We start from the raw sequence: 26,215 nt of genomic DNA, 5'->3' as shown, positions 1-26,215 counted from the left end.
AAGCGAACCGCTGCGCTCTCGCCCAAGAATTGTGTAGAGCGCCAGCGATCGGACCTTCAAGCCAGTTAAAGCCGGGAGCACGCCGGGCTCATCAGCAAATACCGAACAGCCGCGTCGCCCGAGCGACGCTGCATTGGGCTGTTTTGATGAGCCCGGCGTGCAGCCGCGCGTCGGACGGGCTGCTGGTGCGATGCATGGCGGTCGTGACAAGTCAGACGCGAGAGCGCAGCGGTTCGCATCTGCCCATGGTGCTGAAGTGAGTTAGCCGCTGTGCCAATCGCAATTGGTGCTCGCGTGCGGTTCAGGGCCTCTTCTTTGGTGACTTTCTTCAGCCCCGCAGAAGAAAGTTACCCGGCCGCCGGGACGGACTCCCGGCAATGCACCGAGCAAAAGGCACAGCTGCAAAAGCAACCCACCTTACAGCGTCGTGCTGCGCTTCCTCGCCATCGGCGGGTTCTTCGCAAAGTACTTGGCGATGCCCGAGGCCAGCGCGTCCACCAGCTCGTCCTGGTAGTCGGGGTCGCGCAGCTTCTTCTCTTCCTCAGGGTTGGAGATGAAGGCCGTCTCGACCAGGATGCTGGGGATGTCAGGCGCCTTCAGCACGGCGAAGCCCGCCTGCTCGACCTTGGCCTTGTGCAGCTTGCCGATCTTGCCGATCTGGCCCAGCACCTCGCCGCCGAGCTTGAGGCTGTCCTTGATCTGCGCCGTCGTGCTCATGTCGAGCAGAGCACGCAACACATTGGCGTCCTTGGTGGCGGCGCCGACGTTGACGCCACCGACCAGGTCGGCCGCGTTCTCGCGGTTGGCCATCCAGCGCGCGGCGGCACTGGTCGCGGCGCCGTCGCTGAGGACGAAGACCGAGGCGCCGCGTGCCTGCGGCGTGAAGAAGGCATCGGCGTGGATGGACACGAACAGATCGGCCTGCACGCGGCGCGCCTTGTGCACGCGGTCCTGCAGCGGCACGAAGAAGTCGGCGTCGCGCGTCATCAGCACGCGGATGTTCGGGTTGGCCTGGAGCCGCTTGCGCAGCTTGAGGCCGACGGCCAGCACCACGTCCTTCTCGCGCAGCCCGGAGGGGCCGACGGCGCCGGGATCCTCGCCACCGTGGCCCGGGTCCAGCGCAATGATGATGAGGCTGTCGATCTTGGGCTCGGGCGCTGGAGCCGGTGCAGGCGGCGGTGCGGGCTTGGTGGCGGCCACGACCGGCGGCGGCAGCGGGGCCGAGGCGGCCGGAGGCGGTGCCGGGGGGCGCTCGATCTTCTGGATCAGATCGCCCAGCGCGTCGTTGACGGCGCTGGCCGCGGCCGCGGCGCGCTGGGCCGGGGAGGGCGCGGCAGCCGTCGGCGGCTTCTTGTCGCGCTCMTGCGCCAGCGCCAGCAGCGGGTCGGCCTCGAACTTGGGGTGGAGGTCGAAGACGAGGCGGTGCTTGTAGGCGGCCACCGGCGCCAGCGTGAAGATCTGCGGCGCCACGGGCTGGCGCAGGTCCAGCACGATGCGCACGACGGTGGGCGTGTTCTGGCCGACGCGCACGCCGGTGATGTAGGGGTCGTCGGCCTTGACCTTGCCGATCAGCTCGCGCAGCCCCGGGCTCAGCTCCAGGCCTTCGATGTCGATGACGAGACGGTGGGGCGAGTCGACGAGGAAATGCTTGACCGCCAGCGGCTGGTCGGACTCGATGGTGACGCGGGTGTATTCCTGTGCCGGCCAGACGCGCACGGCGACGATGCTGGCCTGGCTGGTCGCGGCCAGCGTGTCGGGCGCCTTCAGCAGCAGCGCGACGAACCCCAAGGTCTCCCGACGCTTCATGCCAGGGCCTCGACGAGCTTGGCCATTCCCACCACACGCACGCGGCGGCTGTCGTCGGGCATCAGCTCGATGAAGAGCTGCAGGTCGGGGGGCGGCAACTGGCCGGCCGCCTTCTCGGGCCATTCGCAGAGCTTGAGCCCCGGCGCGGCGAAGACGTCGCGAAAGCCGGCATCCTCCCATTCGCGCGGGTCGCCAAAGCGGTAGAAGTCGAAATGGCTTGCCGTCATGCCGCCAGGCAGCTCGTAGCTCTCCATGACGGCATAGCTCGGGCTCTTGACCCGGCCCGCGACGCCCAGGGCGCGCAGCAGCAGGCGCACGAAGGTCGTCTTGCCGGCACCCAGCGGGCCATGCAGCTCGATCAAGGCGTTGGGGGAGGGGAGCAGCGCCGCCGCGAGTGCGTCGGCGGTGACTTGGGCCGCGGCCTCGTCGGGCCACAGCAGATCGGTTTCTAGAATCGCAGACAAATGCAAGAGGTCCCGTCCACTGTCGATGCCGCCGCGCTGTTGATGCGTTTGCGCGGCTGGGCGCATGAGCTGGGATTCTCACAGATCGCCGTGGCCGGCGTGGACCTCAGCAGCGCCGAGCCCGGTCTGCAGGCCTGGCTGGAGGCCGGCCACCACGGCCGCATGCACTACATGGCCGCCCACGGCCTCAAAAGGGCGCGGCCAGCCGAGCTGGTGCCGGGCACGCTGCGCGTCATCACGGCGCGCATGGACTATCTTCCGAGCAGCACCGAGCCGGGCTGGCAGGCGGTCGAATGGGCCGGCCTGGCAACGCCTGAGCAAGCCCAGATCTCGATCTATGCCCGCGGCCGGGACTATCACAAGGTGCTGCGCCAGCGGCTGCAGAAGCTGGCCGAGAAGCTGGAGGCCGAGGTCGGCCCGCTGGGCTATCGCGTCTTCACCGACTCGGCGCCCGTGCTGGAGGTGGAGCTGGCCGCGCGCTCGGGCCTGGGCTGGCGCGGCAAGCACACGCTGACGCTGCATCGCGAGGCCGGCTCGATGTTCTTTCTCGGCGAGCTCTTCATCGACCTCGACCTGCCGCTGACGGAGGCGACCAGCGCCCATTGCGGCGAATGCCGGGCCTGCATCGACGTCTGCCCGACGGCGGCGATCACCGAGCCCTACCGCGTCGACGCGCGGCGCTGCATTTCCTACCTGACCATCGAGCACGACRGCGCCATTCCCGAGGAGCTGCGCCCGCTGCTGGGCAACCGCATCTACGGTTGCGATGACTGCCAGCTGGCCTGCCCCTGGAACAAGTTCGCGCAGCCGGCCGTGCTGGCCGACTTCGACGTGCGCCCGGGCATGGCGGGAGCGCCGATTGCCGCGCTGCTGGGTTGGGACGAGGCGGAGTTCCTGCGCCGTACCGAAGGCTCGGCCATTCGCCGCATCGGCTTTACACGCTGGCAACGCAACCTCGCCGTCGCGGCGGGCAACGCGTTGCGCGTTCGGGACGATGCCGGCCTGCGCGCGGCTCTGGTGTTGGCGGGGCAGGGGGCCGATGCGCTGGTGGCCGAGCACATCGCCTGGGCCCTGTCGGCCCAGCCGTCATCTGCCGAATTGTCTGCCGCGTTATCGTCCGGCCCGTCCGTTGGAGCCCTTGAATGATGTCGTCCCTCCGCCGCCCCTTCGTTTCCTTGGCTGTCCTCGCGCTGGCCGCTGCGGCCTCCCTGCCCGCCCAGGCCGTGCGCTACGACGGCCAGGACTTCCCCGACACGCTGCAACTGGATGGCAGCACGCTGGCCCTGAATGGCACCGGCAAGCGCCAGGTGGCCATCTACCCGCTCTACCTGGCGGCGCTCTACCTGCCGCAGAAGGCGAGCAGCCCCGACGCCATCTACGCCCAGGCCGGCCCCAAGCGGCTGGAGATGCGCATCGTCATCCCGCTCGTGAAGGACGTGTCGACCCAGGAGTTCGTCAAGGCCATCAGCAAGGGCGTCAATCGCAACTCCACCGAGGCCGAGAAGGCGGCGGTGGCCGAGCGCGTGAAGCAGTTCAACACGGCCATTGCGGAGGTGGGGCGCGTGAAGAAGGGCGATCTGCTGCACATCGACTACCTGCCTTCCCATGGCGGCACCGTGCTGTCGGTCAACGGCAAGGTCTGGGGCAAACCCGTCGAGGGCCAGGACTTCTACACGGCCTTCCTGAAGGTTTTCCTGGGTGACAACAACAGCGACGCGAGGCTGCGCATCGGCCTGCTGGGGCAGTCGTCCTGAACTAGCATCGCCCCACCAACCAAGGAGACCGACCCCATGCAACGCCGTTCCGTCCTCCAAGCCGCCGCGCTCTCCAGTCTCAGCCCCTTGAGCCAGCTCTCCTGGGCCCAGGGCTACCCGACCAAGCCCATCCGCCTGATCGTGCCGTTCGCACCGGGTGGCACGACCGACATCATTGCCCGCATCGTCTCCGAGCGCATGAACGCCATCCTGGGGCAGACCATGGTGGTCGACAACAAGGCGGGCGGCGGCGGCACGGTGGGCGCGACCGAGATTTCGCGCGCAACGCCGGACGGCTACACGCTGGGCGTGGCCACGGTGTCCACGACGGCGTCCAACCCCGCCATCAACCCCAAGATCGCCTACAACCCGCTGACCGACTTCACGCCCGTCATCAACATCGCGGCGACGCCCAACATCATCGCGGTGCACCCGAGCTTCCCGGCGCGCGACTACAAGGGCTTCGTGGCCGAGCTCAAGAAGAACCCGGCCAAGCACAGCTATGCGACCTCGGGCACCGGCGGCATCGGCCACATGCAGATGGAGCTGTACAAGACGCTCGCCGGCGTCTTCGTGCTGCACATCCCTTACCGCGGCGCCGGCCCGGCGCTGAACGACACGGTGGCCGGCCAGGTGCCGATGATCTTCGACAACCTGCCGTCGGCCTTGCCCTTCATCAAGGACGGCCGCCTCATCCCCATCGTCGTCGCCGCGCCGCAGCGCGTGGCTTCGCTGCCCAATGTGCCGACCTTCAAGGAAGTCGGCCTGGAGCCCGTCAACCGCATGGCCTATTACGGCATCCATGCGCCCAAGGGCCTGCCGCGCGACATCGTCGACAAGATCAATGCCGCCGTGCGCAAGGCGGTGGAGCTGCCCGACGTCAAGAAGCGCATCGAGGACACCGGCTCGCTGATCGTGGCCAACACGCCCGAGCAGTTCGCGGCCCAGATCGCGGCGGAGTTCGATGTCTACAAGAAGGTCGTGGCGCAGCAGAAGCTCAAGCTTGATTGACCTGAAGCCCCTCGTCCAAGGAGTACCTTGGCCGGGACCGCTCTGTGGCCAACGGCCGCAGAGCTTCGGCAGGCACATGCCGCCCACTGGGCGCCACGTGTCCGGCCGAAGCCCCCGAGGGGACGGCGATGCTTGCCGGATTGACCGGCAAGCACATCGCCATGGCGGGCCGGCTCGGGAGCGGCCCAGCGCTCGGCCCGAATACCTGGTGCGCCATGCCCGTTGATTCTGGCATCGAGAGTTTCATCGAGGCGCTCTGGCTGGAAGACGGCCTCAGCGCCAACACGCAGGCGGCCTACCGCCGCGACCTGGCCGCGCTGGCGGCCTGGCTGGCGCCCACCGAGCTGGATGCCTGCAGCGAGCTCAAGCTGTTCGAGTACGCGGCTGCCAAGCCGGCGGGCAAGTCGACCAGTGCCAACCGGCGGCTGTCGGTCTTCAAGCGCTATTTCCGCTGGGCGCTGCGCGAGGGGCGCATCCAGGCCGACCCGACGCTCAAGCTGACGGCCGCCAAGCAGCCGCTGCGCGTGCCCAAGCTGCTCAGCGAGGCCCAGGTCAGCGCGCTGCTGGAGGCGCCCGACGTCGACACGCCGCTGGGCCTGCGCGACCGCGCCATGCTGGAGCTGATGTATGCCAGCGGCCTGCGCGTCAGTGAACTCGTCACGCTGAAGAGCGCCCACGTCGCCTTCAAGGACGCGGTGCTGCACGTCACCGGCAAAGGCAGCAAAGCCCGCCTCGTGCCCTTTGGCGAGCATGCACGCGACTGGATGGCGCGCTATCTGCGCGAGGCCCGGGCCGCCATCCTGGCCGGCCAGAGCAGTGACGACCTCTTCGTGACGGCCCGCGGCGCCGGCATGACGCGGCAGATGTTCTGGACCTTGATCAAGCGACACGCGCTGGCGGCCGGCATCACGGTGCCGCTGTCGCCGCACACGCTGCGCCACGCCTTCGCCACGCATCTGCTCAATCATGGTGCAGACCTGCGCGCCGTGCAGCTGCTTCTGGGGCATGCCGACCTGTCGACGACGCAGATCTACACCCATGTGGCGCGGGAGCGCCTCAAAGCCTTGCACGCCGAGCACCATCCGCGCGGCTGAGTGTTTTCCCGCGGGCGGGTTGCACCGAAGCTTCGATCGTTTCGTTGGTTTCAAACCTGTCGGCAGGCCACAACACCCGCCCTCGCGACCCCTGCTGCGAGGGGCAAACTCCGCCGCCATCACAAATCAGATTCACGGAGTTCACCCATGCACGCCACCCGCCTGCTGCCGACCGCCCTCGCAGCCATCACGCTGTTTGCCACCGCCTCTGCCATCGCCCAGGAGACCGGCAGCCTCGAGCGCGTGACCGTCATCGGCTCGCGCAAGAGCCTGCCCGCCGCCTCCAGCACCGACACCCTGGTGCCCGTGGACATCTACTCGATGAGCAAGGCCACCGAGGGTGGTGGTCAATTCGACCTGGCGCAGACGCTGCAGTACCTGTCGCCGTCCTTCAACTCAACGCGCCAGACTGGCGCTGACGGCGCCGACCTGATCGACTCCGCCGCGCTGCGCGGCCTGGGCTCGGACCAGACCCTGGTGCTGGTCAACGGCAAGCGCCGCCACACGGTGGCCCTGGTGAACCTGTTCGGCGCCCGCAACCGCGGCGCGACGGGCACCGACATGAACTCCATCCCGCTGCTGGCCATCGACAACGTGCAGGTGCTGCGCGATGGCGCGGCGGCCCAGTACGGCTCGGACGCGATTGCTGGCGTCATCAACATCCAGATGAAGAAGAAGGCCGGCTGCGAGGCCGTGGCCGGCTTCGGCCAGTACTCGGCCGGTGACGGCAAGAACTACCTCGCCAGCGCCTACTGCGGCGTCAAGCTGGCCGGCGGCACGCTCGGCATCACCGGCGAATGGCAGGACCGTGGCCGCTCCAACCGCGCCGAGGCCGACAACCCCCGCATCATTGGCGACACCAAGGTCACCAACAAGACGGTCTACCTGAACGGCGAGTTCCCGCTGACGTCCGACGACAAGCTCTATGTGACGGCCGGCGCCCAGGACCGCGATGCGTCCTCCGCGGCCTTCGCCCGTGGCGGCATCGGCTCGGACGACATCCCCTCGCGCAACTCCGCAGCGATGTACCCGAACGGCTTCGTGCCCTTCATCAACGGTGACATCACCGACCGCTATGTCATCGTCGGCTGGAAGTCCACCTTCGCCGGCTGGGACACCGACCTGTCGCAGACCTATGGCAGCAACAAGCTGCGCTACAACATCAGCAACACCATCAACGCGTCCATCGCCAACAAGGACCTGCTGGCGGGCGGCAAGGGCGTCAGCGCGACACGCTTCGACGCCGGTGGCTTCGGCTTCAGCCAGGCGACGACCAACCTCGACGTCAGCCGCTTCTTCCCCGAGCTGCTCGGCGGCAGCAACATCGCCTTCGGCGCCGAATATCGCCGCGAGAAGTACGACATCGTCGCCGGCGAGCTGGGCTCCTACAACGACGCCGACGGCGTGGGCTTCGGCGGCAACGCCGGTAGCCAGGGCTTCCCGGGCTTCCAGCCGGCCGATGCCACCAACCGCAGCCGCAACAGCCAGGCCCTCTACGCCGACTGGGAAGCCAACTTCACGCCCAACCTGACCGTTGACGCGGCCGTCCGCTCCGAGCACTACAGCGACTTCGGCTCCAGCACGACCGCCAAGCTGGCCGGCAGCTACAAGTTCGGCAGCGCGGTGCTGCTGCGCGGCGCGGCCAGCACGGGCTTCCGCGCGCCCAGCCTGCAGCAGCTCTATTTCTCGTCCACCTTCACCGACTTCATCAGCGGCAAGCCGCTGGACGTGGTGCTGGCCCCCAACGGCAGCAAGATCACCACCGCCGCCGGCGTGCCCAACCTGAGGCAGGAAAAGTCCAAGAACTACACGCTGGGCGTCACGGTCAAGCCCAGCAGCGACACGGCGTTCACGGTCGACGTCTACCAGATCAAGATCAAGGACCGCATCGTGCTGTCCGGCCGCTTCGACGAGGACAACTACCCGGCGCTGGGTGCCATCCTGCAAGGCCTGGGTGTCGGCCAGGCGCAGTTCTTCGTCAACTCGGTCAACACCAAGACCGACGGCGTGGACCTGACCGCCTCGACCCGCGCCAAGCTCGGCGGCGGCACGCTCAACACCTTCCTGGCCCTCAACATCAGCCGCACCAAGGTCACCGGCGTCAACGCGCCGGCGTCGCTCAAGGGCTTCGAGGACGTGCTGCTGTCCGAGCGCGAGCGCCTCTTCATCGAGCAGGGCGGCCCGCGCGCCAAGGCCACGCTGGGCTTCGAGTACTCCGAGGGCGCCTGGACGGGCGAGGCCAAGATCATCCACTTCGGCAGCCAGACGCTGGGCACCTTCACCGGCACGGCGGGCGGCGAGCCCAATGCCTACTACAAGCCCAAGACGTCGATGGACCTGGGCCTGACCTGGCAGGCCACGCCGGCGCTCAAGCTCAGCATCGGCGGCAACAACGTCTTCAACGTGAAGCCGACCAAGCAGAACGACTTCGAGACCGACAACGGCTTCATCTACGACAGCGTGCAGTTCGGCCTGAATGGCGCGTCCTACTTCGCTCGGATGCACTACCGGTTCTGAGTCAGTCGCTGACAATCCGGGCGGATGGACCACAGCTTCCTCTCCGCCCTGATCCTGCTGCTGCTGGTGCTCGACCCGCTCGGCAGCCTGCCCGTCTTCATCCCCATCATGCGTGCGGTGCCCAAGGAGCGCCGCACGCGTGTGGCCCTGCGCGAGGTGGGCATCGCCTTCTGCGTGCTGTTCGCCTTCATGTTCCTGGGCGACAGCTTCCTGCAGGTCATGCACCTGTCCGAGCGCTCGCTGGAAGTGGCCGGCGGCGTCATCCTGATGATCATCTCCATCCGCATGATCTTCGGCAGCTCGGGCGAGTCGGCCTATGGGCTGGAGCCGGGCAAGGAGCCCTTGATCTTTCCGCTGGCCGTGCCGCTGCTGGCCGGGCCCTCGGCCATGGCCACGGTGCTGCTGCTGGCATCACGCCAGCCTGACCGCATCTACGCCTGGATTGGTGCACTCAGCGCCGCGCTGCTGGTGTCCGGCCTCGTCCTCGTGCTGGCGGACCGCATCCGCAAGCTGCTCGGTGACTCGGTCGTCTCGGCCATCGAGAAGCTGATGGGCCTGGTGCTGACCGCGATCGCGGTCGAGATGGTGCTGGCGGGGCTGAAGCGCTACTTCATCGGCGGCCTGTGAGGCCTCCTGGGTCGGGTTTTCTCCCGACGCGCCCCGCCGCAAGCCGGGCTTATTTGCCCTTCAGCTTGGCTTCCTTGCCCTTGGGCATGACGGATGTCATCGGCGCCACCGGGCGGTCTGAGCCCGCCGCCTTGCCGGGGCCGGTGTCCTTCTTGGGCTTCTTCGCCATCTTGTTGCCGCGTTGTTCGGTGTTTGCCATCGGTCCCTCCTGGGTTGGTGAAAATTTGAACTATGCCTCAGCCTCGACCCGCGCACGAGCCGCGCTGGCCGCCCATTCGCTGGCCGTGACGTCGTAACGCTTGCAGTCCATGTCGTACCAGCGGCCCAGGCCAACGAAGCGCATGCCGATCTTCTCCATGACGGCGGAGGAGGGCGTGTTCTCCGGCTGGCAGACGGCGCAGACCAGCTCGGGCTTCAGCGTCTTGAAAGCCCAGCCCACCATGTGCCGGGCCGCCTCGCTCGCATAGCCCTGGCCCCAGGCGTCCTGGCGCAGCCGCCAGCCGGTCTCCAGCGGCCCGGCCGGGTCGCGGTTCAGGTGCTGGATGCAGCCGGTGCCAATCAGGTCGCCGTTGTCCTGACGGATGAAGCCCCACCAGGAATAGCCGAGCTCGGCCCAGCGGGCCTTCACGCGGTCGATCATGGACTGCGTATCCGCCGGCGTGTCGGGTCGGCCGGTGATGTAGCGCATGACGACCGGATCGCTGTTGAGTCGGTGCAGCGCATCGAAATGGCTGTCGTTCAAGGGCTCGAGGCGCAGCCGCGGTGTGATCAGAACCGTCATGGAGCAAGGTGGGTGGTGTGGCGGAGCGCCGCATTCTGGAGGGAGCGATTCTCACGATTCGAAAGTCACTTTTCAAATGGTGAAAATCACGCATGCTGCACCGCCGCATGATTTCTCATTATGGTGAATTGCCTTTCGTGATTTGAAAATACAAATGCAAGCTGTTGTTTTGTAAAGAGAAAGTTTTTTGTCTTATATAAGACTCGGGTCTTCACAAGGCGGGGCTCAAGGCCTAGTCTTGCGGCATCGGTTTTCGATGTTTCAAAGGAGTACTGCATGACCCGCCTCACCCGTGACCAACAGATCGCCGCCCTTGAAAAAGACTGGGCCGAGAACCCCCGTTGGAAGGGCATCACCCGCGGCTACAGCGCCGCCGACGTCGTGCGCCTGCGCGGCTCCATCGAGATCGAGCACACGCTGGCCAAGCGCGGCGCCGAGAAGCTCTGGGGCCTGGTGAACAGCGAACCCTTCGTCAACGCGCTGGGCGCCCTGACCGGCAACCAGGCCATGCAGCAGGTCAAGGCCGGCCTGAAGGCCATCTATCTGTCGGGCTGGCAAGTCGCCGGTGACGCCAACAGCAATGGCGAGATGTACCCCGACCAGTCGCTGTACTCGGTGGACTCGGTGCCCAAGGTCGTCAAGAAGATCAACGCCACCTTCCAGCGCGCCGACCAGATCCAGTGGAGCGAAGGCAAGGACGACATCGACTTCTTCGCCCCCATCGTGGCCGACGCGGAAGCCGGCTTCGGCGGCGTGCTGAACGCCTTCGAGCTGATGAAGGCCATGATCGAAGCTGGCGCCGCGGGCGTGCACTTCGAAGACCAACTGGCCAGCGCCAAGAAGTGCGGCCACATGGGCGGCAAGGTGCTCGTCCCCACCCGCGAAGCCGTCGCCAAGCTCGTCGCCGCCCGCCTGGCCGCCGACGTGATGGGCACGCCCACGCTGCTGGTCGCCCGCACTGACGCCGAAGCCGGTGACCTCGTCACCGCCGACATCGACGACAACGACAAGCCCTTCTGCACCGGCGAGCGCACGGTCGAAGGCTTCTACCGCACCAAGAACGGCTTGGACCAGGCCATCAGCCGCGGCCTGGCCTATGCGCCCTATGCCGACCTGATCTGGTGCGAGACCGGCAAGCCCGACCTGGCCTTCGCCAAGGCCTTCGCCGACGCCATCCACGCCAAGTTCCCCGGCAAGCTGCTGGCCTACAACTGCTCGCCGTCGTTCAACTGGAAGAAGAACCTCGACGACGCGACCATCGCCAAGTTCCAGCGCGAGCTGGGTGCGCTGGGCTACAAGTTCCAGTTCATCACGCTGGCCGGCTTCCACAGCCTGAACTACTCGATGTTCGAACTGGCCCACGGCTATGCCCGCCACCAGATGAGCGCCTTCGTCGAACTGCAGGAGAAGGAATTCGCTGCCGCCGAGAAGGGCTTCACCGCCGTCAAGCACCAGCGCGAAGTCGGCACCGGCTACTTCGACGCCGTCACGACGACCATCGAGGCCAATGCCTCGACGGCCGCCTTGAAGGGCTCGACGGAAGACGAACAGTTCTTCGATGCCAAGCACGGTTAATACGAGCAATCACAGTCGGAACGTCAACTCCTGACTTTTACGGCCCGCTTCGGCGGGCCTTTTTCTTTGTCATCTGCGCGTCATACTTGCGTCACAGACTGCGCGCCATGAACACAACAACAAATACAAAGTTCAGTCTCGCGTTCCGGCTCGGCTCCTGGTGGGGGCAGCGGCGTGAAACCAGCCGCCGTGAGGCCTTGCGCAAGTGCTGCCCACCGGCCACCGTCGCGGCCGAGCAGATTCCTCCCGCCATCCGCGCCGCCTGGGCCCATCACGCACCCGACGAATTACCTGGCCTTGCCACCGACGACGGTGCCTGGCTGCGCTGCTCGCTGGGCCTCGCGCAGTTCTTCGAGGCCTGCCGACTGCAACGGGAGCAGGGGGCTTGCGCCCTGCCCAGCAAGGCGGCCGATTCGGTCTGGCATGTCTGGCTGAAGCTGGACCCGGCCGGGTTGGCGGACTGGCAGCAGCGCTACTTCGGCCGTGTCGTCGAGCACCGCGAGGGCGCGGAGCTGGGGGCTCCCCTGGAGGACTGCCTGGCTCGCTCCTGGACGGGTGCCTGCCGCAGCGAAGGCCTGGAACTGCTCGGACCCAAGCTACCGCTGCTTTTTGCCCTCGACGGGCTGCTGCGCCTGCCCACGGGCTGGGCTTACGGCTATCAGCAGGGCACGCTGGCGCACCGCCAGATCGATGGCTTCGGCAAGCCCTGCGGGGATGTCGTGATGCACGCGGCCATGGGCGGCGCCGCCCTGGTGGCCCTGGGCCTGGTCACCCAGTCGGAGCTGGCGAGCGCGCTGCGCCGGCGCCAGAGCAGCGACAGCGGCAGCAGCTGCGGCAGCAGTTGGAGCTCGGACGCCGGCAGCAGCTGCGACACCAGCAGCTCGGACGGCGGCGGCAGCAGCTGCGGGTCGAGCTGCGGTGGCGGTGGCGGCGACTAGCGCCGGGCGACCTGGAAGGTCCCGACGGCGCCGTTGAGCGTCGCCGCCTGCTCGCGCAGGCTTTCGGCCGCGGCCGTCGATTCCTCGACCAGCGCGGCGTTCTGCTGCGTGACCTGGTCGAGCTGGGCGATGGCGATATTGACCTGCGCGATGCCGTCGGACTGCTCGGCCGTCGCGGTCGTGATCTCGCCCATGATGTCCTTGACGCGCTGCACGGCGCCGACGAGCTCGTTCATGGTCTTGCCCGCCTCGGCCACCAGGCGCGAGCCGGCTTCCACGCGCTCGACGCTGCTGCCGATCAGGCTCTTGATCTCCTTGGCTGCATCGGCCGAGCGGCCGGCCAGCGAGCGCACCTCGCCCGCCACGACGGCGAAGCCGCGGCCCTGTTCGCCGGCGCGGGCCGCCTCGACGGCCGCATTCAGCGCCAGGATGTTGGTCTGGAAGGCGATGCCGTCGATGACACCGATGATGTCGGCGATCTTGCGCGAGCTGGTGTTGATCTCGTCCATGGTGTTCACCACCTGGGCCACGACCTCGCCACCCTTCTGGGCGACGCTGGCGGCCGACACGGCCAGCGAATTCGCCTGGCCGGCCGACGCCGCCGAGTTCTGCACGGTGCCGGTCAGCTGTTCCATGGCGCTGGCCGTCTCTTCCAGGCTGGAGGCCGCCTTTTCGGTGCGCGCGCTCAGGTCCTGGTTGCCGCTGGCGATCTCGGCCGACGCGGTGCCGATGGACTCGGCCGAATCACGGATGCTGCCGATGGTCTGGGCCAGCGTTTCGCGCATGCGGCGCAGCGTCGTCTGCAATTTGCCGATCTCGTCGGAGCGCGCCGTCTGACCTTGGCCCGAGCGCATCAGATTGCCGTCCGCGACGCGCTCGGCCAGCTCGTTGGCCGCCGCCAGCGGCACCGTGATGCTGCGCGTGATGGTCCAGGCCGCCGCCACGCCCAGGGCCAGCATGGCCAGGCCGAAGCCCAGCAGCAGCATGCGGCCGTTGCCGTTGGCGGCGTCGATGCCGGCCGCGGTCTGGTCGATGGCCTTGCGCTGGTAGTCCAGGAACTCCTGCATGCGCGCCAGATAGACCTTGGAGCCGGGCACGAAGACGTCCATCAGCAGCTTGTCGGCGGCCTCGGCCTGGCCGTCCTTCTTCAGCTTGACGATCTCGTCGCGCGAATCGATATAGACCTTGCGCGCCTTGCCGACGGCGTCGAACAGCGCCTGCTCCTCGGGCGAGCGGATCAGCGTCTTCAGCTTGTCCTGCATCTCGCTGGAGGTCTTGGTGGACAAGGCCTGGTCGTCCTTGAACAGCTCCACCAGGGAGGCGTCGGAGCTCTTGGCGATGGCCATGGTGCGGCGCACGCCGGAATTGATGTTGCGGTTCCAGTCGGAGATCAGCCTCTCCTTGGCCAGCGGCTCGTCCATCATCTGGCGCGTGGCCGCGGCCGTCGAGGCCAACCGCCACGAAGCCAATGCAATCACGCAGGCGGCCAGCGCCAGCACCAGCGCAAAACCGGCTGCCAACCGTTTGCCGATGGATAGCTTGTTCATGATGTCTCCAGTCCTCTCATCTCTATGTCGCGCAGGCGCGCGGGCAACAGGGGATGCTAGTGCGACGTTACAAGCCGTGTCGGCTTCAAACTGGGACTTCGGTCACGCTCCCTGCGTTGAAAACGATGTTCAGCGCGAGGCCGCCAGCAAGCTCCGGTACTCGTCGGAGGTCGCGATGCGCGGATTGGTCTTGTGGCAGTGGTCGACCAGCGCGCGCTCGATGATGCGGTCGTCCAGGTCAGGGCCGACATCCATGGCGGCCAAGCCTGCCGGTAGGCCGAGACGGGCGTTCATCACCGTGATGGCATTGGCCACCGCGTCGGCATCGCTGCCGGCCAGGTTCATGGCCTGGGCCAGCCGTTCGATGCGCCGGTCGCGCCGCACGCTGTCGGCCTCGGCGTTGAAGCGGATGACGGCGGGCAGGAAGACGGCGTTCAAGGTGCCGTGGTGCAGGCGCGGGTTGAGGCCACCCAGCGCATGGCTCAGCGAATGGACGGCGCCCAGGCCCTTCTGGAAGGCCATGGCGCCATGCACGCTGGCGCACATCATGTCCATGCGGGCGTCGCGATCCTGGCCGTCGCGCGTCGCGCGCTCGATGGACTGCCAGCCGCGGCGCAGGCCCTCCAGCGCGATGCCGTCGGCCGGCGGGTTGAAGGCCGGCGCGAGGAAGGTCTCGATGCAGTGCGCGATGGCGTCCATGCCGGTGGCGGCCGTCAGGGCGGGCGGCAGCTTCAACGTCAGTGCCGGGTCGCAGATGGCAGCCTTGGGCAGCAGCTCCCAGTTGTGGAAGCCCAGCTTGCGGCCGTCATCCACGATGAGGATGGCGCCGCGCGCCACCTCGCTGCCGGTGCCGGCGGTGGTGGGCACCGCGATCAGCGGCAGCACCCGGGGGCTGATGTTGACGGCGCCACCCTCGATGGTGGCGTAGCTCTTCAGCGGCCCCTCGTGCGTGGCGGCGATGGCCACGCCCTTGGCCAGGTCCATGCTGGAGCCGCCGCCGATGGCGATGAGACCGTCGCAGTCGAACTCCCGGGCCACCGCCACCGCCAGCCGCACGGCGGCTTCGGTCGGGTTGGCGGGCGTGCGGTCGAAGACGGGCGGCTTGACTTCGAAGGCCGCCAGGGCTTCGTCCAGCACGCCGGCAGCTCGCACGCCGGCATCGGTGACAACCAGGGGGCGGCGGATGCCGATGCGCTCGCATTCGGCGGGCAGCAAGCGGCTGGCGCCGAACTCGAGCTCGATGCGGGTCAGGTAGAGGATCTGGGCCACGGCGCTTTCTCCACACAATGTCTTTCCTCATGGTAGTGCCGCATGTCTAGACTTGCCGTCATGCGTGCGACTACCTCGACCCTGCTGCTCTCCCTCGTTCTCGCCGCCTGTGGCGGCGGTGGGGGAGGGGGCGCATCACCGCCGGTGACGCCGCCGGTCGACAACCAGCCCGGGCTGACCGACGCGACGGTCTATTCCTCGGCGGCCGATGCGTCGCTGACGGGCGCCGTCGAGGCTGCCGCGGTCAGCACGCAGACATTGACGGCCAATGGCCAGACGCTGAGCTACACGGCCACCGCCGGCCACCTGATCGCACGCGACGCAGCGGGTGCCGCCGAGGCCTCGGTGTTCTACGTCGCCTACACGCTGCCCGGCGCCGACGCCGCGACCCGGCCCGTCACCTTCTTCTACAACGGCGGCCCCGGCTCGGCCTCGGTGTGGCTGCAGCTCGGCAGCTTCGGCCCCAAGCGCCTGGTCAGCAATGCCCCCGACACGACGGCGGCGCGGCCCTTCCCGATGATCGACAACGCCGAGCACCTGCTCGGACAGACCGACCTCGTCTTCATCAACGCGGTGGGCACCGGCTACTCCCAGGCCATCACCCCTTTCACCAACCGCGACTTCTGGGGCGTGGACAGCGACGCGGCGCTGTTCCGCGACTTCATCCAGCGCTATCTGGCCGTCAACAGCCGCGCCGCCTCGCCCAAATACCTCTATGGCGAAAGCTATGGCGGCCCACGCACGGCCGTGCTGGCGCGCCGGCTGCAGGAGGCCGGCGTCATGCTCGAAGGTGTGGTGCTGCAGTCGCCAGCCATGGACTACAACAGCAATTGCGGCATCACCGTGGCCCAGGGTTGCGGCGGCTTCCTGCCCAGCCTCGCCACCGTCGGCGCCTTCCACCGCCTGACCCAACCGATACCGGCCGACACGAATGCCTGGGCGGCGCAGGCGCGGGTCTACGCCGACCAGGTCTACACGGGGGCCCTGCAGGCCTGGCTCGCCGGGGCGCCGACGCCGGCGATCTGGCAGCCACTGGCCGACCTGACCGGTCTGCCTGCGGCGCGGTGGCAGAACAGCCTCAATGTGTCGGCCGACAACTTCCGCATCTGGCTGATCTCGGGCCAGCAGCTCGGCCGCTACGACGGCCGCATGAAGGCGGCCATCGGCAGTGCCCTCGCGGCCGACGGCGACGTGTCCAGCACCTGGATCAGCGACAGCTTCGCCACCGGCATCGCGACCCATCTGCGTGATCACCTTGGCTACCGCAACAGCTCCACCTATGTCGTGCTGAGCAATGCCATCAACTTCTGGAACTTCGCCCATGCCGGCCGGCCCTTGCCCGACACCTTGCCGGACCTGTCCGCGGCCCTGGCCCAGAACGCGCGCCTGCGCGTGCTCGCCATCAGCGGCTATCACGACCTGGCCACGCCCTTCCACCTGACCGAGAGTGACCTGGCCCGCGTGGACGCCAGCCGCGTGAAAATCCGCAACTACCCCGGCGGCCACATGAGCTATCTGGACGATGCCACCCGCGCCGCCCAGCTCGCCGACCTCAAGGCCTTCTACGCCAACACGCTGGCCCTGCGCGCGGCGGCCGACCTCGGTCCCGAGCGGCGTGCGCAGCAAGCCCGGCCCGCCGTGGCCGTCGACCGCGCCGGTGTGCCGCAGCTGCCGGGCAGCGTGGCGCCGACCCACGAGAGCGCCTTCCAGGCGCCGCTGCGCGACCCCTGGGTGCCGCCGACAATGCGGGCCCGATGACCGATCCGAGCCCGCTTTCTCCCCGCATGGCCGAACTGCTGACGCGCATCCAGCGCGCCAAGCGGCCACCGTTCCACTCGCTGACGCCGCGCGAGGCCCGCCTGGCCTACCGCATGGGCGCCGAGATCCTGGACCTGCCACGCGCGCCGCTGGCCCGCGTCGAAGACCTCGAAGCCGCCGGCCGCCCGGCGCGCCTGTATGCACCCAGCGCCGACAAGCTGCCCGTGCTGCTCTATCTGCATGGCGGCGGCTTCACCATCGGTGACCTGGAGACACACGACAGCCTGTGCCGCCAGCTCAGCCAGCGCAGCGGCGCGGCGGTGCTGGCCCTGGACTACCGCCTCGCGCCCGAGCACCGGTTCCCGGCCGCCGTCGACGATGCCTGGGCCGGCCTGGCCTGGTTGCACGACCAGGCATCGACGCTGGGCCTGGACGGCAGCCGCATGGGCGTCGGCGGCGACAGTGCCGGCGGCACGCTGGCCGCCAGCGCGGCCTTCTTCGCGCGCGATCGCGGGCTGCCGCTGGCGCTGCAGTTGCTCATCACGCCAGGGACCGACAGCGACATGAGCCATGACTCGCATCGTCGTTTCGCCGAGGGCTATCTGCTTGACGCGATGAGCATCGAGTGGTTCTTCAGCCACTACATCGACCCAGACCAGCGCCGCGACTGGCGCTTCGCGCCTTTGCACGCCGAGGACCACAGCGACCTGGCGCCCGCCGCCGTGCTGCTGGCCGAGGCCGACCCGCTGGTGGACGAGGGCCTGGCCTATGCCGACGTGCTGCGCGCCGCCGGCGTGCCGGTGCAGCTCGAACTCGCGCGCGGCGTCACCCACGACTTCATCAAGATGGGCCGCAGCCTGCCCGAGGCTCTCACGGCCCTGGACTTCTGTGCCGCGGCCATCAAGGAACACCTCCAGCCATGAAACGCCAGGACTTCCGCTTCCTCGAGCCACTGCGCGTGCGCTGGGCCGAGATCGATGCCCAGGGCATCGTCTTCAACGGCCACTACCTGACCTATATGGACACGGCCATCAGCGGCTACTGGCGCGCACTGGCGCTGCCCTATGCCGACACGATGAAGATGCTCGGCGGCGACCTCTTCGTGCGCCGCGCCGCGCTGGACTACCTCGCCTCGGCCCGCTATGACGACCGCCTGGACATCGGCGTGCGCTGCCGCGAGTTCGGCAACAGCTCGATGAAGGTCGATGGCGCCTTCTTCCGTGGCGACCAGCTGCTGGTGCAGGCCGACATGGTCTACGTGTTCGCCGACGCGGTCGCGCAGACACCCCAGCGCCTGCCCGACGCGCTGCGCGACGTCATCAACGGCTTTGAAGCCGGCCAGAGCGTTGTCGACGTCAGCGTGGGCGGCTGGAAAGAGCATGGCGAGGCCGCCGGTGCCATCCGCCGCCAGGTCTTCATCGAGGAGCAGGGCATCCCGGCCGACATGGAATGGGATGCCGCCGACGCGAGCTGCCTGCACGCACTGGCGCGCAACCGCTTCGGCGTGCCCTTGGCCACCGGCCGCATGCTGGAGCACGTGCCCGGCGTCGCCAAGATCGGCCGCATGGCGGTGCTGCGCTCCATGCGCGGCACGCAGATCGGCCGCCAGGTGCTGGACGCGCTGATGGCCGAGGCGAGAAAGCAGGGTTACCGCGAGGTGCTGCTGCATGCCCAGCTGTCGGCCGAGAATTTCTATCTGCGCGCCGGCTTCCAGCGGCGCGGCCAGCCTTTTGAAGAGGCGGGTATCGCGCATGTGGAGATGGTCAGGGCGCTATGACCAAGCCCAGACAGGAGGAAGAAAAGCTGTTTCTTCCCGACCCGGAGCCCGAGCCCATTGCACTCAAGCTCAGGGCCGTGTGCGGCTTTCTGCTCGGCCTTGGCATTGCCGGCGCGACATGGCTGAAGCTGCATGGCCTGGGGCAGGTTGGAACCATCCTGTTGTTCACCGTGGTGCCGGTCGGCTTGGCCTACTGTGCGACGCGGTGGGGCGATGCGTTCTGGGAGTGGCTCAAGGACGGGGTTTTGTAGGCCTCTCGGCTGACATCCTCAGAGCTTGTAGGCCAGCTGCAGCAGCACGCCCTGGTCCTGCAGCGTCGCTCCGAGCTTGGCGCCCTGCAGGCGATGCGCCAGGCCCAGGTCCAGCGTCCAGCCCTGCCAGCGGGCGCGGGCCTGCAGGCCCAGCGAGGACAGGGTGGTGCCCGGCTCGCCGACGTTGGCGGCGCGGCCCAGGTCGAGGAAGGGCGTGAGGCTCAGGGCCCAGCCGTCGGCCGCGTCCTGGCGCAGCGGGATCTCCAGCTCCAGATTGAGGAAGCAGCCGCGGTCGCGCACCAGCTGGTTCTGGCGGAAGCCGCGCACCGTGCCCAGGCCGCCCAGGGCCAGCGCGTCCAGCGGCAGCAGGTGGTCGCTGGTGTGCTGCCAGCTCAGGCGGGCGCCCAGCTGAGCCGCGCGGTCGAAGAGCTGGCGCGTGTAGCTGGCCTGGGCGACCCAGAGCCCGAAGCGCCTGGCGGGCAAGGACGACGGCGGCAGCTCCGCCACGTCCTGCACATTGGTGTGGCCCCAGGCGTAGCTGGCGCGCAGGGCCAGCACCTGGGTCTCGCTGCGCCAGGCACCGCCCAGCCAACTGCGCCACAGCGTCTCGCGCAACTCGCCGTCGGGCACGCCCGGCGTGAAGGAGAAGGGCTGGCCGAGCAGGCTGGTGCGGTTGTCGCGGCTGAGCCAGGTCAGGCCGCCGTCGAGCTTGCGCTCCAGCGTTTCGGACCAGGTGTGGCTGATGCCCAGCTCACGGCTGGAGAGGCGGCTGCGGATGTCGAGCTGATCGACCGGCTCCTCGATGACGGAGGAGCTGCCGCGCTCCAGCCCCAGCTGCAGCTGGGTGTCGGTCAGACCCCAGGTCACCAGGGGCAGTTGCCAGTCCAGCCTGCCATGGCCACCCTGGCCGCCGCGCTCGACCGGCGTCTGCAGCGTCAGGTCGAACTGATCACCCCGGCCGCTGAGGTTGCGCAGCGTGCCGGCCACGCCGGCGGCGGTCGAGCCGATGGAGGCGGGCCGGTAGTTGTTGGCGAAGACGCTTAAGCCCCAAGGCCGGCTGCGCTGCACGTCCACTTCCAGGCGCGCCTCTCCCAGTTGTTCGCCGGGCACCAGGCGGGCGTTCATGCGCGCGATCTGCGGGTCGGCGAGCAGCAACTGGTAGCGGTCGCGCATCTGGCCCATGTCGAGGATGGCGTCCTCGCGGCGCAGCAGCCGGGCGCCGACGTAGCGCTCATGCAGGCCGTCCATGCCGCGCAGGTCGACGGCGTTCAGCCGGCCCTCGATGACCTGGAAGACCAGTACGCCGTCGGCCAGGCGCTGCGGCAGCAGCAGGCCGGAGTTGACGTAGCCGCGGTCCACATACAGCCGCGTCAGCTGCTGGCGCAGGGCTTCCAGTTCGTCCACGCCGTTGACGCGGCCCACGTGCGGTGCGGCATGCGCCTGCAGCTCGGCGGTGGTGATGGCACGGTTGCCGCGGAACTCGATGGCGTCGACGCACACCTGCAGCGGCGCGGCGGTGGCGCCTGCCAGGTCAGCGGGCAGGGGCGGCAGCGAGGGCTCGGCCGCCAAGGCCCCGGCACTCAGCAACAGCAGCAGGACGGCGCGCATCAACGGCATGCTCCGGGCGCGAAAGCTGCCAGGGTGAGTGCGGTCGGGCGCGGGCCTGCCGTCGCGAGGGCGTCGATGCCCACCAGCCCGCGCATCGAGCCGGGCAGGCCGCCGCGACCGCCCGCCGCCAGCGAACTGCCGCCGCTGGTCAGGCAGGGGTTGCGGCCCAGGCCGCCCGTGTCGATGGGGCGGGCGTCCAGCGCGCTGAGGCTGCCCGACAGGTCCAGCACCGGGCTGGTGATGGCGATCACGCCGCTGACGCCATCAGGCGCCGCCGCCTGGATCACGTTGAGCCCGAACACACCGGCCTTGAACTGCAGCGGCTGGTTGCCGCCGACGAACAGGCTGTTGCCGCTGGCGACCAGGCTGCGCACGTCCACCCGCACCAGCCCGCCGCTGGCCTGGGCCGCCGCGGTGTTGGCCTGGATGAAGCCGGTGCGCAGAAGGGCGACATCGGCCTTGACGGCGATGTCGCCACCGTTGCCCTGGCGGCCCAGCACCGAGGTGGTCAGCACGCTGTTGTCCAGCACCAGCAGGCGGCCGGCGTCCAGCGCGACCGCGCCGCCATTGCCCTCGTTGGCCGTCGTGGAGACGGCACTGCGCAGCAGCCGCGCGGCGCTGGTGGTGCGGATGTCGATGCGGCTGGCCGCCACATTGCCGCTGGCGTCGGCGGTGATGGCGGCGTCGCTCATGGCCAGCTGATCGGCGCGCACGCTCAGCAGGCTGGGCTGCAGAGTGGCGGGGTTGGCGACCGTGGCCGCGTTGCTGGTGCCCAGGCTGGCGCCGTTGCTCAGGCTGAGCCGGCCGCTGGCTTGCACATCGATGCTGCCGACCTGGCCGCCTGAACCCACCGCCGCGGCCGCGCTGATGCCGGCGAGGGCGCCGTCGAAGCTGATGTCATGCGCCTGCACGTTGACGGTGCCGCCCGCGCCGCTGCCGAAGGTGGTGGTACCCAGCGACCCGGAGCGGGCGCTGAGGTCACCGCTCAGCTTCAGCTCCACATTGCCGCCGCGGCCGCGGCTGCCCGTGCCCGCCAGGCTGAGCAGGCTGGCGTGGTCCAGCAGCATCGAGGCCGCCTCCACCCGCACCAGGCCGGCATTGCCGGCCGACAGCGTGCTGCTGCTGATCAGGCTGTCGTTGGCGAGGCTGACCGCGCCGCTGGCCACCAGCCGGATGGCGCCGGCCTGGCCGCTGCCCTCGGGCAGGGCGCTGCGGCTGGCCATCGAGGCATGGTCCATCGCGATGCTGCCGGCGGTCACCGAGATGCTGCCGGCATTGCCGAGCTTTGAGTAGCTGCTGCTGTCGACCAGGCTGCCTTCGTCCAGCTTGAGCTGGGTGGGTGCGCTGATCTCGACGTTGCCGGCATCGCCCGCGCCCGCGCTGCTTGCCGTCGTGTAGATCAGCGACTGGCCGCCCAGGCTGATGCTCGGGGCCGCCACCTTGACCAGCCCACCGCGTCCTGCTGCCTGCGTGCCCGAGCCGATGGAGGCGCCGCCCGTCATCGTGATCTGGTTGCTGGCCGCMACGTCGATGCCGCCGGCATTGCCTCGCCCCTCGAAGGCAGTGCTGGTGAGGAAGCTGCCGCCGCTCAGGGCGACGGTCTGGGCGCGCAACTGGATGGCGCCGCCGTCGGCGTCGGAATAGGTGTTGGCCGAGACGTAGGAGCCGCCGCTCAGGCTGACCGTGCCGGTGGCCGTGAGCTGCACATTGCCGGCCGAACCCTGGTTGTCCAGCGAGCCGCTGGAGATGTAGCTGCCGTCAGACAGGCTGAGGTTGCGACCCGCGATGGCGATGCTGCCGGCGTTGCCGCCGGACAGGCCGCTGGTGACTATGTTGGTGCCGGCGCTCAAGCTCAGGTCGCCACCCAGGGTCAGGCTCACGTCGCCCGCCCGTGCGCCAGGGCCGATGGCCACGTTGGCGATGGAGGCTCCGCCGGCCAGATCCAGACCTGCGCCGGCCTTGACCTGGATGGCCCCGGTGCGGCCGGACGTTTGGGTGTAGGACAGCAGCTTGGTGCCGGCGTTGAGGCGGATGCCATTGGTCGCGGTCAGCAACATGGCGCCGGCGTCGCCGGTGCCCGACAGCGCAGAGTTGGACACATAGGCCCCGGTGGCCAGGTTGATGCTGCCGGCCGTCAGCGCGATGACGCCGCCGCTGCCGCTGCCATTGACGTCCGAGCTGATGCTGGCGCCGTTGGTGAGGAACAGGCCCTGGGGAGCGCTGACGATCAGGCCGCCGCCGTTGCCGTGGCTGCCGGGCTGGGTGTCGGTGTAGAGGTAGCCGCCGCCGTCCATCTGGACGCTGCCCGCCTGCACGGTGACGGTGCCGCCGGCCCCGTCGCCACGGGTGGAGGTGTAGACGTTGCCGCCATTGCTCAGGACGAGCGTGTCGGTGGCCTGCAGCAGCACGGCAGCGCCTTTGCCCGTGGTGCCGGCGCGCGCGAAGCTGGAAACGCTGGCGCCGCCGTCCAGGGCGATGGTGCCGGCGCTGAGGCTGATGAGGCCGGCGTCCTGGCCGCCGAGGTTGGAGGCACCGACCAGGGCATCATTGCTGAGCACGATGAGGCCCGAAAGACCGGGCGTGGCACCGCTCAAGCCGAGGTCCATGGCCTGGGCACCCACGGCCGCGAGCCTCACGTTGCCGCTGCCGACCAGGGTGGCATGGTCGATGGCTATATCGCTTGCAACGATGCTGATGGCCTGCTGCGGGTTGGTGGCGATGACGGCGCCGTCCCTCACCTCGATCAGGCCGTGCTTGCCGCCCAGGAAGCCAAAAGCCTCGGGTGCGGCCGACGAGAACGTGCTGGCCTTGGACAGGTCGGCATGGAAGCGGCTGCCGTCGCTGAAGCGCAGCGAGTCGGTCGTGCTGACATGGAAGGCGCCGGGCACGTCGATGCTGGTGCCGGCGCCGAACAGCACGCCGGCCGGGTTGATGAAGAAGAAGCTGGGCGTGCCCGATGCGGCCTGCAGGCTCAGCTTGCCGTAGATCAGCGAGGCATCGCCGCCGGTGACCCGGCTGATCACATTGGCGATGCCGGGCGTGCTGGTCGTGAAGGTGGCCGACTCGCCGGTGGCGAGGTTGAAGGTCTGGAAGCTGTGGAAGAGATTGCTGCCGGCGAGCTTGCCCAGCTGCTGGGTGATCAGATAGCTCGGCCCCTGCAGCGTCTGGGCCGACTGCCCCAGGCTGGCGTCGGTGCGGATCTGGGCCAGCGCGGGCAGGGCAGCGCAGGCGAGGGCCAATGAGAGAGAGGACGGTAGGTACTTCACAGCCAGTTCCCGATCAGCGTGAAGGGCGCCCAGAAGAAGGGGTGGGCGAACTGAGGCTTGGCGAGCAGCTCGCGCTGGGCCTGGCGCAGCGCCTGGGCCTTGCTCGTGTGGCCCTCGGCCAGGCCGCCGTAGAAGCGCTGCATCAGCGCCACGGCGGCGTCGTCGTCCACCGGCCACAGGGTGCCCAGCACGCTCTTGGCGCGAGCGCGGATGGCCGCCCCCGAGATGCCCAGCGGCGCACGCTCGTTGCCCTCGGCGGTCTCGCAGGCCGACAGGGTCAGCAGCTCCAGCGGCTGGCGGCGCAGCGCATCGGCGCCCAGCAGCTGCTGCAGACCGTCCAGCGTGAGCAGGTCGTCATAGGCCAGCATGAAGCTGCTGCGCGCATCGCCACCGAACACGCCATGCGAGGCCACATGCAGGACGCGATAGCGCCCCGAGCGCGCCGCGCGGCTGAAGGCATCGACGGTGAAGCCCGAGTTCAGCAGCTGCTCGCCCGGCAGCAGCCGGCCCAGCGCCGTGATCTCGCGGCTCACGCCCGGCAGGGCCAGGGACTCGCGCAGCGAGCGCGGCGTGCCATCGGTCTGGGCGACCAGATCCTGGCCGGTGCGGGTCAGCATGAGCTTGTCCACCACCGGCCCGAAGTCGGACACGCCGGCCAGCAGATTGCTGGCAAGCTGGGCCTTGGGCGCGGTGGTGTTGGTCATCGACAGCCCGGCCATGCTGCCCAGGGCGTACTTCTCGATGGCGAAACGCTGGCCGTCGTGCAGGGCGCCGAAGGGCACCATGCGCAGCGCACCGTCGGGCACCAGCACCAGCGTGTCGGCCTGCAGCTCGTTCAGCAGCCCCTCCAGCGGGCGCAGCAGCCGGTCGTAGAGCCGCTGAGACAGCGGCAGGAAGCCGGCGCCCTGGTCGCGCAGCTGCTTGGCGAAGCGGCCGGCCAGGTCGCGCATGTCCTCGCGCGCAAAAGGCTGGCTCACGCGGCGCAGGCCCTGGGCGGTCTCGACGAGCAGCTCCAGCCGCCGCGGCAGCAGCACGGCATGGATCACCGCCGTGCCCGCCGGGATGACGGTGGCGCTGCCGCCCTTGACCGCGTCGACGGCGCAGCGGTCGCCGAGGAAGTCCTGCATCTCGGTCTGGCGCAGCAGCTCCACCGCGTCGCGTGCCCGGCGCAGCAGCGCGCCCGCGCGGTCGGGCGGCAGGCCCTCGGAGGCGTCCAGCAGGCTCTCGGCCAGGCCCAGGTAGATGGGCTCGAACCAGCGGCCGTAGGAGGAACTGCCGTCGTCCAGTTCGATGGGGATGTCGGCGCGCAGGGCCTCCAGCCGGTCGGCGGCGCGCTGGAAGGCAGCCAGCGCGGCGCCGCCCTGGCCCTGGGCCTTGTGGAGGCGCGCATTGCGCCATTCGAGCTCGATGGCCAGTTCACCCACGCTGGCGACGGGTTGGCCGGCCAGCGCCGCCAGGCCGGCGTCATCCAGGCTCAGCGCCTCGGCGAAGCGGCCCTGGGATTCATAGAGGCCGGCCAAGCCGTCCAGCGCGTCGAGCTGGGCGCGGCTGCCCGGCGCGGCGGCGCGGCGGGCCTGCTCCAGGCTGCGCCAGGCCAGCTCGGTGGCCCCGAGAGCCTGGGCCTGGCGACCGACGCCGACGAGCAGCGCGGCTTCGCCCTGGGCCGCGACCGCGGGGGCCAGGGCCTGCAGGGCCGGCAGGCGTTGGGCTTCGGGCGCGATGAGGGCCAGGTTCAGTGCCGCGGCCAGGCGCACGCGCGCGTCGCCCGAGCGTGCAGCCTCGGCCAGATAGCTTGTTGCGGCGGCGTCACGATCGCGGGCGGCCAGCCGGCCCAGTTCCAGCGCATAGGCCGCGCGGGGCTCGCCTTGCGCCAGTAGGTAGGCCTCGGTCAGGGCCGCCCGGGCTTCGTCGAAGCGGCGCTCCTGGGCCAGCGTCAGGCCCAGTTCCGCCGCGGCCCGCATGCGCTGCTGCGGGTTTGCGGCGGCCTTGGCGGCGGCYGTCAGCAGGGCCAGGGCTTGGTGGGTCTGCCCGGCGCGGCGCCACTGCGCGCCCTGGGCGATGCGGGCCTCGAAGTCATCCGCAGCGGCGCAGGCGCAGGCCGACGCAACGAGTGCGAGGAGGACCCACAACCCACGGAGCATCTCCCTCATGCCGCCCGACCCCCAGAAGTCC

Annotated in this window: 21 protein-coding genes; 12 read left to right on the top strand and 9 right to left on the bottom strand. The window is 69.1% G+C overall.

Annotation, left to right across the window (positions count from 1 at the left end; translation table 11 throughout):
- Window positions 1–417 precede the first annotated feature (417 nt).
- Both AC1DW3_RS12200 and tsaE read right to left on the bottom strand, forming a co-directional pair.
- Entirely contained in the window at window positions 418–1,806 is a 1,389-nt protein-coding gene (locus tag AC1DW3_RS12200) for an N-acetylmuramoyl-L-alanine amidase (RefSeq protein WP_477931574.1), read from the bottom strand.
- Complete coding sequence (gene tsaE / locus AC1DW3_RS12195; RefSeq protein ID WP_477931573.1) at window positions 1,803–2,270, bottom strand: tRNA (adenosine(37)-N6)-threonylcarbamoyltransferase complex ATPase subunit type 1 TsaE; 468 nt, start codon at window positions 2,268–2,270, stop codon at window positions 1,803–1,805. Before tsaE ends, AC1DW3_RS12200 begins: the two co-directional genes overlap by 4 nt.
- On the opposite strand from tsaE, the gene queG reads away from it, so the two are divergent.
- From queG to AC1DW3_RS12165, 6 genes are all read left to right on the top strand, one after another.
- Window positions 2,271–3,416 (top strand): tRNA epoxyqueuosine(34) reductase QueG, encoded by a 1,146-nt coding sequence (queG, locus tag AC1DW3_RS12190; protein WP_477931572.1) that lies wholly within the window; start codon window positions 2,271–2,273, stop codon window positions 3,414–3,416.
- Window positions 3,413–4,024, top strand: a complete 612-nt coding sequence (locus AC1DW3_RS12185; RefSeq protein WP_477931571.1) for a chalcone isomerase family protein — start codon at window positions 3,413–3,415, stop codon at window positions 4,022–4,024. Before queG ends, AC1DW3_RS12185 begins: the two co-directional genes overlap by 4 nt.
- A gap of 36 nt (window positions 4,025–4,060) precedes the next feature.
- Window positions 4,061–5,035 carry a tripartite tricarboxylate transporter substrate binding protein BugE gene (locus tag AC1DW3_RS12180; protein ID WP_477931570.1) on the top strand — a complete coding sequence of 325 codons (975 nt, stop codon included), beginning with the start codon at window positions 4,061–4,063 and terminating at the stop codon, window positions 5,033–5,035.
- Window positions 5,036–5,250: 215 nt separating this feature from the next.
- Window positions 5,251–6,129: a site-specific tyrosine recombinase XerD gene (gene xerD / locus AC1DW3_RS12175; protein ID WP_477931569.1), complete on the top strand. Its 879-nt coding sequence runs from the start codon at window positions 5,251–5,253 to the stop codon at window positions 6,127–6,129.
- A 147-nt stretch (window positions 6,130–6,276) separates the two neighbouring features.
- Window positions 6,277–8,646, top strand: a complete 2,370-nt coding sequence (locus AC1DW3_RS12170) for a TonB-dependent receptor plug domain-containing protein (RefSeq protein WP_477931568.1) — start codon at window positions 6,277–6,279, stop codon at window positions 8,644–8,646.
- A gap of 24 nt (window positions 8,647–8,670) precedes the next feature.
- Window positions 8,671–9,273, top strand: coding sequence for a MarC family protein (locus AC1DW3_RS12165; RefSeq protein WP_477931567.1), 603 nt, complete (start codon window positions 8,671–8,673; stop codon window positions 9,271–9,273).
- 49 nt (window positions 9,274–9,322) lie between these two features.
- On the opposite strand, the gene AC1DW3_RS12160 is transcribed toward AC1DW3_RS12165, so the two are convergent.
- Together AC1DW3_RS12160 and AC1DW3_RS12155 are read right to left on the bottom strand one after the other, a co-directional pair.
- On the bottom strand, window positions 9,323–9,472 hold the full coding sequence (locus tag AC1DW3_RS12160) for a hypothetical protein (RefSeq protein ID WP_477931566.1): 150 nt from the start codon (window positions 9,470–9,472) through the stop codon (window positions 9,323–9,325).
- Between the two features lie 30 nt (window positions 9,473–9,502).
- Complete coding sequence (locus tag AC1DW3_RS12155; RefSeq protein ID WP_477931565.1) at window positions 9,503–10,054, bottom strand: GNAT family N-acetyltransferase; 552 nt, start codon at window positions 10,052–10,054, stop codon at window positions 9,503–9,505.
- Window positions 10,055–10,330: 276 nt separating this feature from the next.
- Here AC1DW3_RS12155 and aceA point away from each other — a divergent pair, with 276 nt between their 5' ends.
- Together aceA and AC1DW3_RS12145 are read left to right on the top strand one after the other, a co-directional pair.
- Window positions 10,331–11,629 carry an isocitrate lyase gene (gene aceA, locus AC1DW3_RS12150; RefSeq protein WP_477931564.1) on the top strand — a complete coding sequence of 433 codons (1,299 nt, stop codon included), beginning with the start codon at window positions 10,331–10,333 and terminating at the stop codon, window positions 11,627–11,629.
- A 197-nt stretch (window positions 11,630–11,826) separates the two neighbouring features.
- The gene (locus AC1DW3_RS12145) at window positions 11,827–12,567 is read left to right on the top strand and encodes a hypothetical protein (protein WP_477931563.1); all 741 of its coding nucleotides are present in this window, start codon (window positions 11,827–11,829) and stop codon (window positions 12,565–12,567) included.
- On the opposite strand, the gene AC1DW3_RS12140 is transcribed toward AC1DW3_RS12145, so the two are convergent.
- Both AC1DW3_RS12140 and AC1DW3_RS12135 read right to left on the bottom strand, forming a co-directional pair.
- Window positions 12,564–14,114, bottom strand: a complete 1,551-nt coding sequence (locus AC1DW3_RS12140) for a methyl-accepting chemotaxis protein (RefSeq protein ID WP_477931562.1) — start codon at window positions 14,112–14,114, stop codon at window positions 12,564–12,566. The two genes, AC1DW3_RS12145 and AC1DW3_RS12140, sit on opposite strands and share 4 nt — an antisense overlap.
- Window positions 14,115–14,243: 129 nt before the next feature.
- On the bottom strand, window positions 14,244–15,383 hold the full coding sequence (locus AC1DW3_RS12135; RefSeq protein ID WP_477931561.1) for an iron-containing alcohol dehydrogenase: 1,140 nt from the start codon (window positions 15,381–15,383) through the stop codon (window positions 14,244–14,246).
- A 60-nt stretch (window positions 15,384–15,443) separates the two neighbouring features.
- On the opposite strand from AC1DW3_RS12135, the gene AC1DW3_RS12130 reads away from it, so the two are divergent.
- From AC1DW3_RS12130 to AC1DW3_RS12115, 4 genes are read left to right on the top strand one after another with little or no spacing between them, the layout of a single operon-like run.
- On the top strand, window positions 15,444–17,141 hold the full coding sequence (locus AC1DW3_RS12130; protein ID WP_477931560.1) for a S10 family peptidase: 1,698 nt from the start codon (window positions 15,444–15,446) through the stop codon (window positions 17,139–17,141).
- A 26-nt stretch (window positions 17,142–17,167) separates the two neighbouring features.
- Complete coding sequence (locus AC1DW3_RS12125) at window positions 17,168–18,064, top strand: alpha/beta hydrolase (protein WP_477931559.1); 897 nt, start codon at window positions 17,168–17,170, stop codon at window positions 18,062–18,064.
- The gene (locus tag AC1DW3_RS12120) at window positions 18,061–18,918 is read left to right on the top strand and encodes a YbgC/FadM family acyl-CoA thioesterase (RefSeq protein WP_477931558.1); all 858 of its coding nucleotides are present in this window, start codon (window positions 18,061–18,063) and stop codon (window positions 18,916–18,918) included. The genes AC1DW3_RS12125 and AC1DW3_RS12120 overlap by 4 nt, the downstream gene beginning before the upstream one ends.
- Entirely contained in the window at window positions 18,915–19,169 is a 255-nt protein-coding gene (locus AC1DW3_RS12115) for a hypothetical protein (protein ID WP_477931557.1), read from the top strand. Before AC1DW3_RS12120 ends, AC1DW3_RS12115 begins: the two co-directional genes overlap by 4 nt.
- A gap of 18 nt (window positions 19,170–19,187) precedes the next feature.
- Here the strand turns inward: AC1DW3_RS12115 and AC1DW3_RS12110 are convergent, their stop codons facing one another.
- Genes AC1DW3_RS12110 through AC1DW3_RS12100 form a run of 3 tightly spaced genes read right to left on the bottom strand, consistent with a single transcriptional unit; the run spans window position 19,188 to window position 26,193 of the window.
- A complete protein-coding gene (locus tag AC1DW3_RS12110; protein WP_477931556.1) occupies window positions 19,188–20,777 on the bottom strand; it encodes a ShlB/FhaC/HecB family hemolysin secretion/activation protein in 1,590 nt (529 codons plus the stop codon).
- Window positions 20,777–24,043 carry a beta strand repeat-containing protein gene (locus AC1DW3_RS12105; protein WP_477931555.1) on the bottom strand — a complete coding sequence of 1,089 codons (3,267 nt, stop codon included), beginning with the start codon at window positions 24,041–24,043 and terminating at the stop codon, window positions 20,777–20,779. The genes AC1DW3_RS12110 and AC1DW3_RS12105 overlap by 1 nt, the downstream gene beginning before the upstream one ends.
- On the bottom strand, window positions 24,040–26,193 hold the full coding sequence (locus AC1DW3_RS12100; protein ID WP_477931554.1) for a CHAT domain-containing protein: 2,154 nt from the start codon (window positions 26,191–26,193) through the stop codon (window positions 24,040–24,042). The genes AC1DW3_RS12105 and AC1DW3_RS12100 overlap by 4 nt, the downstream gene beginning before the upstream one ends.
- Between the last annotated feature and the right edge of the window lie 22 nt (window positions 26,194–26,215).

The organism is Roseateles sp. P2_H4 (genome assembly GCF_056403315.1).
The sequence above is the reverse complement of the archived record's forward strand: the minus strand, read 5'-3'. Positions and strand labels throughout refer to the sequence as shown.

Excerpts from the sequence above, each read along its gene's own strand:
- AC1DW3_RS12185 (WP_477931571.1), top strand. The coding sequence starts at position 3,413 with ATGATGTCGTCCCTCCGCCGCCCCTTCGTTTCCTTGGCTGTCCTCGCG.
- AC1DW3_RS12180 (WP_477931570.1), top strand. The coding sequence starts at position 4,061 with ATGCAACGCCGTTCCGTCCTCCAAGCCGCCGCGCTCTCCAGTCTCAGC.
- xerD (WP_477931569.1), top strand. The coding sequence starts at position 5,251 with ATGCCCGTTGATTCTGGCATCGAGAGTTTCATCGAGGCGCTCTGGCTG.
- AC1DW3_RS12170 (WP_477931568.1), top strand. The coding sequence starts at position 6,277 with ATGCACGCCACCCGCCTGCTGCCGACCGCCCTCGCAGCCATCACGCTG.
- AC1DW3_RS12165 (WP_477931567.1), top strand. The coding sequence starts at position 8,671 with ATGGACCACAGCTTCCTCTCCGCCCTGATCCTGCTGCTGCTGGTGCTC.
- AC1DW3_RS12160 (WP_477931566.1), bottom strand. The coding sequence starts at position 9,472 with ATGGCAAACACCGAACAACGCGGCAACAAGATGGCGAAGAAGCCCAAG.
- AC1DW3_RS12155 (WP_477931565.1), bottom strand. The coding sequence starts at position 10,054 with ATGACGGTTCTGATCACACCGCGGCTGCGCCTCGAGCCCTTGAACGAC.
- aceA (WP_477931564.1), top strand. The coding sequence starts at position 10,331 with ATGACCCGCCTCACCCGTGACCAACAGATCGCCGCCCTTGAAAAAGAC.
- AC1DW3_RS12140 (WP_477931562.1), bottom strand. The coding sequence starts at position 14,114 with ATGAACAAGCTATCCATCGGCAAACGGTTGGCAGCCGGTTTTGCGCTG.
- AC1DW3_RS12130 (WP_477931560.1), top strand. The coding sequence starts at position 15,444 with ATGCGTGCGACTACCTCGACCCTGCTGCTCTCCCTCGTTCTCGCCGCC.
- AC1DW3_RS12125 (WP_477931559.1), top strand. The coding sequence starts at position 17,168 with ATGGCCGAACTGCTGACGCGCATCCAGCGCGCCAAGCGGCCACCGTTC.
- AC1DW3_RS12120 (WP_477931558.1), top strand. The coding sequence starts at position 18,061 with ATGAAACGCCAGGACTTCCGCTTCCTCGAGCCACTGCGCGTGCGCTGG.
- AC1DW3_RS12115 (WP_477931557.1), top strand. The coding sequence starts at position 18,915 with ATGACCAAGCCCAGACAGGAGGAAGAAAAGCTGTTTCTTCCCGACCCG.
- AC1DW3_RS12110 (WP_477931556.1), bottom strand. The coding sequence starts at position 20,777 with ATGCGCGCCGTCCTGCTGCTGTTGCTGAGTGCCGGGGCCTTGGCGGCC.